The following is an 8,132-nucleotide window of genomic DNA, read 5'->3' on the forward strand; positions in this document are numbered from 1 at the left end:
GGCCTTCACGGCGTCGGTGTCGGGCTGTTCGAAGACGGTCCGCAGCAAGGTGGCCACCCAGGGCTGGGCCGATTTCGGCACCTGGCTCAGCAGATTCCTTAGGGATGGCATCGACCTTGAGGAACTGCGTCGCATGGCGCAAGAGGCAGGCCTGGACCCGGATGAAGTCGTTTCCGGATACGAGAAGTTGCGAGACTCACAGTTGTCTCCTGAGGACGTGCTCAAGAGGCTGGGCAGGGCTGTCATCACCGACTGAACAACTCTGCCCCGCCGTATGAATCTCCCGCATCACCTGTTCATACGTAGCTGTTGCTCACGCGGCAAGCAGGCTCACATGGGCCTGGCAGTAGCTCCTTGGTCAGCCGTTGGGTGCCCAGAGAGCGTATGCACACGGCTCCGGAGGGCCTTTGGGGCTTGGACGTATATGCAGGTCATGCTTCCCTGGCCTAGCAAGGGGCGGTTCCCTTCCCTGTCCAGTTGCCTCCCCCCCCCGAAGGGTGAAGAACACTCGTTCAAGTGTGAAGTTATTGTAATATCCCGGCATCGTCGGCGTGGAGACATCTTCGGTGGCGGTCAGGTGCTTCTTGATGGGGGATAGGGGCGGTGGCGAGAAGCGGCACATCCCTGCACAGTGTGTTCACGCTGGCGGAGGGGGGCCAGGACGCGGTAGTCGTGGTGTCCGTCCTGACGCGTGACTACGACGGGGAGCTGCTGGCCTATGGCGTGGTGAACCGAGTCGCTCAGGCTGAGGTGATCCCCGGCGCCTCAGATCGGAGCTTGGAGCAGGCCACCTGCCTATCCGTTGGTGCCCGTGTCCGAGTTCTTTCGATCAAGGGCTCTGCCCGGGGCCGGCGCGTGCACACGCAAGCATTTGGCGAGGCGTGCAAGAACCACCGTGGGCGGGGCTACGAGCTCGCGGGCTGTACGGGGGCTGGCAGGCGTTCCGGCCCCGTTTTGTGGTTCCCGGAGAACGAGCACAGGCTCCTGGCGCTCACCTGGCCAGGTCAGCCTGACGATTACGTGGACCGGCCCAGTTCGACGAGGTGTATAAGAGTCCGGCCGATGCTGAGAGGCCGTTCGCTGGGCGGTCCATCGACGTCTATGGGTACTGCGCCCTCCATGAGTTCACTTCTGGTCGAAAGTCCGGGCCGCCGTCCACGCACCCGGCGGATCGGGACTGCCCCTGCAGGAGTTGCGGTGCCTGCGCGCTGTTTACTCGCCCGAATCCCACCTCCGCATTTGTGCTGTTGAGCTGGGGTGATCGGACGAGTACCGCGCCAACGGCCCCGGCCTAAGCGAACAGCCAGAGTCCGCCACTGAGTTGGCAACGTTCCCGATAGCGACACCGAGGAAGCGATGAACAGCAGTGATCACGATTCCCGTCTCCCGGCGGAGGCCCGCGCTCGTGCCCTTATCGACCAGCAGCTAGCTGCCGCAGGTTGGGCGGTACAGGACCGCAAGGCGATGAACCTGTTCGCGGGCGAGCTTGGCGTGCACGGCGTCGCGATACGCGAGGTCGTCATGGCACCGGGCCACGGCCGGGTCGACTACCTGCTGTACGTGGAAAAGAAGGTTGTCGGGGTCATCGAGGCCAAACCCCAGGGCACGACCCTGTCAGGTGTGGAGTGGCAGTCGGCGATGTACGCCACTGGCCTGCCGCCGGAGCATCGCAAGCGCGCGCACACGGTGGGTGACCGCATCCCGTTCGTGTTCGAGGCCTCCGGGTCGGAGACTCATTTCACCAACGGCTACGACCCCGAGCCGCGTGCCCGGAAGATCTTCAACTTTCCCAAACCGGCCACCCTGGCGCGAATAGTTCGGGAGGCCCAGGACGATCCTGACTTCCCGACCTGGCGGGCAAAGGTGCGCCGCATGCCGCCGCTGAACGAGGAACGGCTCCGGCCCGCGCAGACCGAAGCGATCTTTGGCACCGAGGCATCCATGGCGGCCGAGCGTGCGGACCGGTCGCTGATCCAGATGGCCACCGGCGCGGGCAAAACGTACACCGCCGTGACCCTGTCCTACCGACTACTCAAGCACGCAGGGTTTAAGCGGGTGCTGTTCCTGGTGGACCGCAACAACCTGGCCAAGCAGACCGCTGCTGAGTTCAGCAACTACGAGACCCCGGACGACGGCCGGAAGTTCACCGAGCTGTACTCGGTCCAGCGCCTGACCGGTCTGGGGATGCTGGAGTCCTCGAACGTGGTGATCTCCACGATCCAGCGCGTCTACTCCGTGCTGCGCGGCAAGGACGTCCCCGAGGGCGACGACCCGGCGCTGGACAGCTTCGTGCCGGAGGCCCCGGTAGACATCGCCTATAACCCTGACATGCCGCCAGAGTCGTTCGACCTGGTGATCGTGGACGAGGCCCACCGCTCCATCTACGGTGTATGGAAGGGCGTCCTGGAGTACTTCGACGCCCACATCCTGGGGCTGACGGCCACGCCGGGCAAGCAGACGTTCGCGTTCTTCCGTCAGAACCTCGTCTCGCAATACACGTACACCCAGTCGGTGGCCGACTGCGTGAACGTGGACTTCGGCATCTACCGCATCAAGACGGAGGTCTCGGAGAGCGGCGCGAAGATCGAGGCCGGCACGTTCGTGCCCAAGGTCGACCGCCGCACCCGCATCCAGCGCATCGAGGCCATCGACGAGGACGTCGAGTACAAGAAGAGCCAGCTGGACCGGGCGGTGCAGAACCCCAACCAGATCCGCACCGTCCTGGAGACCTTCCGCGACCGGCTGTTCACCGAGATCTTCCCCGGCCGCACCGCGGTCCCCAAGACGCTAATCTTCTGCAAGGACGACGCGCACGCCGAGGAGGTCGTCACCCAGGTGCGGCAGGTCTTCGGCAAGGGCAACGACTTCGCCGCAAAAATCACCTACCAGGCCAAAGACCCCGAAGGGCACCTGCAGGCCTTCCGCTCCTCCGCGAGGCTGCGGATCGCGGTCACGGTGGACATGATCGCCACCGGCACCGACGTCAAGCCGCTGGAGTGCGTGTTCTTCATGCGTGACGTCCGCTCGGCGCAGTACTTCGAGCAGATGAAGGGCCGCGGGGCGCGCACGATGCCCAAGCCCGACTTCCAGGCCGTCACCCCCGACTCCCAGACGAGCCCGGCCGCACAGGAGAAGACGAGATTCGTCATTGTCGACGCCATCGGCGTCACTGAACACAACTTCGTGGACCCACCACTGATGCGCAAGAAGGGCATCAGCCTGGAAAAGCTCCTGGGCAAAGTCGCAAGTCTCACGATCACTGAGAGCGAGACCGCAACCCTGGCCTCCCGCCTGGCAGCCTTGGAGCTCCAGGTCACCCCTGCCGAACGGGCCGAGCTCGATAAGGTCGCAGGCCAATCCCTCAAGGAGATCGTCAAAAAGCTAGTTGAGGTCTGCGATCCCGAGCAGCAGGCCGAAGCCATCACTGCTGCTGGCGAAGGCGCAAACCCTCAACAAGTAATCGACGACCTGATCGAGAAGGCCATCACCCCGCTGGCGGCCAACCCCGAGCTGCGTACGCGCATCCTGGAGCTACGCCGCCAGCACGATCAGATCATCGACGACACTAACCCCGACACCCTGCTCGAGGCCTACGGCGTCGGCACCGAGGACAAGGCCCGCGAGATCGTCGCGGATTGGCACGCCTACCTGGACGAGCACCGCAGCGAGATCTCCGCGATCCAGGTTCTGCAGCAGGCCGAGGAATCCGGGACCAGGCCTGCCGGGAGCACGTTCGCCCAGATCAAGGAACTGGCCGACCGGATCGCCCGCCCGCCGCACCAGTGGACCCCGCAGCGGCTGTGGGAGGCATACGAGCAGGTAGAGAGAGGCCGGGTACGGCCGAACACTAAGGCCCAGGTCACGGACCTTGTGTCTCTGCTGCGCTTTACCCTTACGGGTGACGACGAGTTGGTGCCGTACGCGGACAAGGTCCACGAGCGGTACCAGGGCTGGCTACGGCAGCAGGAGCAGGCCGGCATCGTCTTCACCGAGACACAGAAGTGGTGGCTGGACAACATGGCGGACGTGATCGCCTCCTCGGCCGGAATCGACGTCGACCAGCTCGACAGTGCCCCGTTCGACGCGCGCGGCGGCATCGACGGTGCCCTGCGTGACCTGGGCGACCAGGTCGGCACCCTTCTGGAGACCCTGAACAAGGAGCTGACCGCGTGACGCCTGCCTTTCAGACCGTTGGCGAGGTTGCAGCGGTCGATTCCGGTCCTGCCTTCAAGAGCGTCCACTTCGGTGGACCAGATGAAGGAATTCGGCTGCTGCGAGGCGAGAACATCGAACCCGGGGCACTGCGCTGGGCGCGGACGAAGACCTGGCCAGAGTCGATGCTTCCAGGCTATGAGTACCTGGCAATCCAGGAGGGAGATCTCATCCTGGGGATGGACCGCCCGCTCATCTCCTCGGGGCTCAAGCTCGCCCGGGCTCGCCCCAGCGACCTTCCCGCGCTGCTCGTCCAGCGAGTCGCCCGCATTCGCCCCCATTCAATCAACGGTGCTTACCTCTATTACTGGCTCGGCAGTTCTGAGTTCCAACAGCACCTCAAGGGTTCAGCTACTGGTACCCAGCTGCCACACGTGAACTTGAAGAGCATCAGGGAGTTCAAGGTCCCGCGCTTCGGTGAAGCCACCGAAGCGCGGATTGTCGAGGCGCTAGAGGACCATCTCTCCCGGCTCGATGCGGGCGTCGATTACCTCGATGCTGCAGAGAGACGTCTCGGTTCCCTTCGCTGTGCTCTACTCGACGACGCCTTTTTCTCTGTCCAGCGAGAGGAGCATGATGCCACCACATCTTCCGTAGGTAGATCCGAAGGATGGCGGACTGTAGCTCTGTCCGAAGTTGCAGCAATTCGGGGAGGTATCCAGAAGCAAGCTAAGCGTCGCCCTCTGCTGAATAAGTTCCCTTTCCTGCGGGTGGCGAACGTAACCCCGACAGGGCTGGATCTGACTGAAGTGCACGAGGTTGAGCTTTTCGAGGGCGAGATTGATAAGTACCGTCTCAGTAAGGGAGACTTGCTGGTTGTCGAGGGAAACGGAAGTCCCGATCAGATTGGCCGTGCAGCTGTTTGGGACGAGAGCATTGCCGACGCTGTGCACCAGAATCACCTGATCCGAGTGCGCCCGCAAGGTGAAATCGATCCTAGGTACCTCGGCCTGGTTTGGAACTCCCCGAAGATCCGAGAGCACCTGTCTCGTGTCTCGAGTTCCTCGAGCGGTCTACACACTCTCAGCGTGAGGAAACTGCAGCAGGTTATGATTCCTCTTGCTCCGTTTGCTGATCAGCAGCGAATCATCACAACGCTTGAGGAAAGACTCTCCCAGTTTGGCCTCCAAGCACAGCACATCGCCGTTGCTCGCCGTCGAGCGGCGTCCCTTCGCCGTTCGCTCCTGGCAGCCGCTTTCTCCGGCCAGCTGATCGGCTCGGCCTCCGTTATCGAGCAGGTCGAGGAATGCGGCGCTAGTGCTGCCGGGGAGCCGCCTCCTGAGAAGGTTCTGATTTGATGGCGGGCAAGCAAGTCCGTTTGTTCCTGGTGGACGGCAAGGTCGGTGGTCTGACGACCGCGGAGATCATGACGTGGACCGGGCAGCTCCTCAAGGGAGCTCGTAAGGACCTGGCGCGTATCCGGGAGCGTAGGGAAGCGCAGAAGACCGGCGTCTACATCCTGTTGGGTGAAGACGAGGAGACCGGGAAGACTAAGGCGTACGTCGGGCAGTCGGACAACGTCGCCAAGCGGCTGAGCACTCACGACCAGAACAAGGACTTCTGGTCGGAGGTCGTGGTCATCACCTCGAAGGACTCCAACCTGACCAGCGCACACGTGCGTTGGCTGGAGTCGAAGCTGATCGGCATGGCCAAGGCGATCGGCCGTGTGCCGCTGGAGAACGGCAACGAACCCACCGGCGGTGCGGACCTGCCCGAGGCGGACGCTTCGGACATGGAGGAGTTCGTCCGTCAGCTGGAGATCCTGCTGCCGGTCCTGGGCGTCGATGTGCTACGTGGCAGGGCTACCCGCCCAGCTGCCGGTGCTCCCTCCGCCGCGCAGACTGCGCCTGCTGGCCCTGACGGCCCGGTGCCGGTCGTCGAGTCCGAGCCAGAGCCTGAGGTGGAGGTCTCCCCGGTGTTCCACCTGGTGCAGATGCCCGGTGCTCAGGCGCAGGTTATCGATGGGGAGTTCACGGTTCTGGCCGGATCGGAGGTGGCTGCCGAGATGCCGGACCGCTCCGGCTACAAGGCTTCGTCGGCTAAGCAGTACAAGGTTCGTCAGAGCCAGCATTGTGACCTGGTCGCGGACGGATCGATCGCCGTCGGTCCGGACGGGACCGCGCGTCTGACCCGTGATGTCGTGTTCGGCTCTCCCTCAGCCGCGGGAGCGGTCATCGCTGGACGGGTGTCCATGAACGGGCGGATCAACTGGCTCACCGAGGACAACGTCACCTACGCCTTCTGGGAGTCCGGCAGCACTAGCTGACCGGCCCAGAAATCTACTTATCTTGCAGGGCGTATGCCTTGGCGGGAAGGAACCAACGTGTCGGACACTCGCCGGCTGGTCGACAAGCTATGGGCGTACGCGGGGGTGCTGCGGGACGCCGGGGTAGGGGTGTTGGAGTACACCGAGCAGCTGACCTATCTGCTGTTCCTGAAGATGGCGCACGAGCGTGCCCACCGGCCGCTCAAACCTGAGCAGATTGTCCCCGAGGAGTACTCCTGGCAGCGCCTGCTGGACACTGAGGGCGCGGCCCTGGAGACCCAGTACACGCTGATCCTGCAGGGGCTGGGCCGCCAGCCGGGCATGCTGGGTACGATCTTCCGCAAGGCGCAGAACCGGGTGCAGGACCCGGCGATCCTCAAGCGGCTGATCCACGACCTGATCAACAAGGAGACCTGGTCGGGCGGCGGTGACATCAATGGCGACGCCTACGAGTCTCTCCTGTCCAAGGGCGCCAGCGACAAGGGGTCGGGGGCGGGCCAGTACTTCACTCCGCGGTCGATCATCTCCGCGATGGTCGAAGTCGTGCGGCCCACCGTGAAGGACACGGTGGTCGACCCGGCCTGCGGCACGGGTGGGTTCCTGCTGGGCGCCCACGAGTACGCCTCCAAAGGTGCCGCGCACATGAATCCCGAGCAGCGTCAGCACTTGAAGGCGTCGTTCGTGCACGGCGTGGAAATCGTGGACGGCACCGCGCGCCTGGCTGCCATGAACCTGCTGCTGCATGGCATGGGTGACGCTAAGGGCCAGTCGCTGATCGAGGTCAAGGATGCCCTGATCGACGACCCGGGGAAGCGGTGGTCGGTGGTGCTGGCCAATCCGCCCTTCGGTACGAAGTCCTCGATCACGATGGTGGGCGCCGACGGCAAGGACGCCCGTGAGGACCGGGAGATCGAGCGCAATGACTTCGTGGTCACCACGAGCAACAAGCAGCTCAACTTCCTGCAGCACATCATGACGATCCTGGACATTAACGGCCGAGCCGCGGTGGTGCTGCCGGATAACGTGCTGTTCGAGGGCGGGGCCGGAGAGGCGCTGCGCCGACGCCTGCTGAATGACTTCGACCTGCACACGATCCTGCGCCTGCCCACCGGCGTGTTCTACGCCCAGGGCGTGAAGGCGAACGTGCTGTTCTTCGACAAGAAGCCGGCCAGCGAGACCCCGTGGACGACCACGACGTGGGTGTACGACCTGCGGACCAACAAGCGCTTCACACTCAAGAAGAGCCCACTGACTCGCGAGCACCTGGAGGACTTCGTCCAGTCTGTCAAGCCGGGCCGGCCTCGCGAGGAACGTGTCGAGTCCGAGCGATTCAAGTCGTTCACCTACGATCAGCTGATCGCCCGTGACAAGGTCAACCTGGACATCACCTGGCTTCGGGACGAGTCTCTGGAGGACCTCGACAACCTGCCTGCCCCCGACGTCATTGCCCGCGAGATTATCGAAGACCTCACCGCTGCCCTGGAAGAGTTTGCGGCCGTCGCCGATGCTCTGGAGGCCAAGGAAACGAGCGAGGCCTGACCCTGCAGATTGTCGGCTAAGGGCTTGCAGGGAATCAAGGTGTTGCTTCCCGTTCTGGGGATCGTTGGTGTGGTATGCCCATCCCGGACGAGACACGTGACCAACTCGCTGTGAA

Annotated in this window: 5 protein-coding genes; all 5 read left to right on the plus strand. The window is 63.7% G+C overall.

Annotated features, from left to right (window positions below):
• Window positions 1-256, plus strand: a 256-nt coding sequence (locus ADL12_RS55340; RefSeq protein WP_167364483.1) for a hypothetical protein, incomplete at its 5' end; no start/stop codon positions are given.
• 1,208 nt (window positions 257-1,464) lie between these two features.
• Window positions 1,465-4,173: a type I restriction endonuclease subunit R gene (locus tag ADL12_RS46770; RefSeq protein WP_244188298.1), complete on the plus strand. Its 2,709-nt coding sequence runs from the start codon at window positions 1,465-1,467 to the stop codon at window positions 4,171-4,173.
• Window positions 4,170-5,510, plus strand: coding sequence for a restriction endonuclease subunit S (locus ADL12_RS52170; RefSeq protein ID WP_208614769.1), 1,341 nt, complete (start codon window positions 4,170-4,172; stop codon window positions 5,508-5,510). The genes ADL12_RS46770 and ADL12_RS52170 overlap by 4 nt, the downstream gene beginning before the upstream one ends.
• On the plus strand, window positions 5,510-6,478 hold the full coding sequence (locus ADL12_RS46775) for a GIY-YIG nuclease family protein (RefSeq protein WP_062715060.1): 969 nt from the start codon (window positions 5,510-5,512) through the stop codon (window positions 6,476-6,478). Before ADL12_RS52170 ends, ADL12_RS46775 begins: the two co-directional genes overlap by 1 nt.
• Before the next feature lie 33 nt (window positions 6,479-6,511).
• The gene (locus ADL12_RS46780) at window positions 6,512-8,017 is read left to right on the plus strand and encodes a class I SAM-dependent DNA methyltransferase (protein WP_079052665.1); all 1,506 of its coding nucleotides are present in this window, start codon (window positions 6,512-6,514) and stop codon (window positions 8,015-8,017) included.
• The last annotated feature ends 115 nt before the right edge of the window (window positions 8,018-8,132 follow it).

The sequence above is a fragment of the Streptomyces regalis genome, from assembly GCF_001509475.1.
Taxonomy (GTDB): domain Bacteria; phylum Actinomycetota; class Actinomycetes; order Streptomycetales; family Streptomycetaceae; genus Streptomyces; species Streptomyces regalis.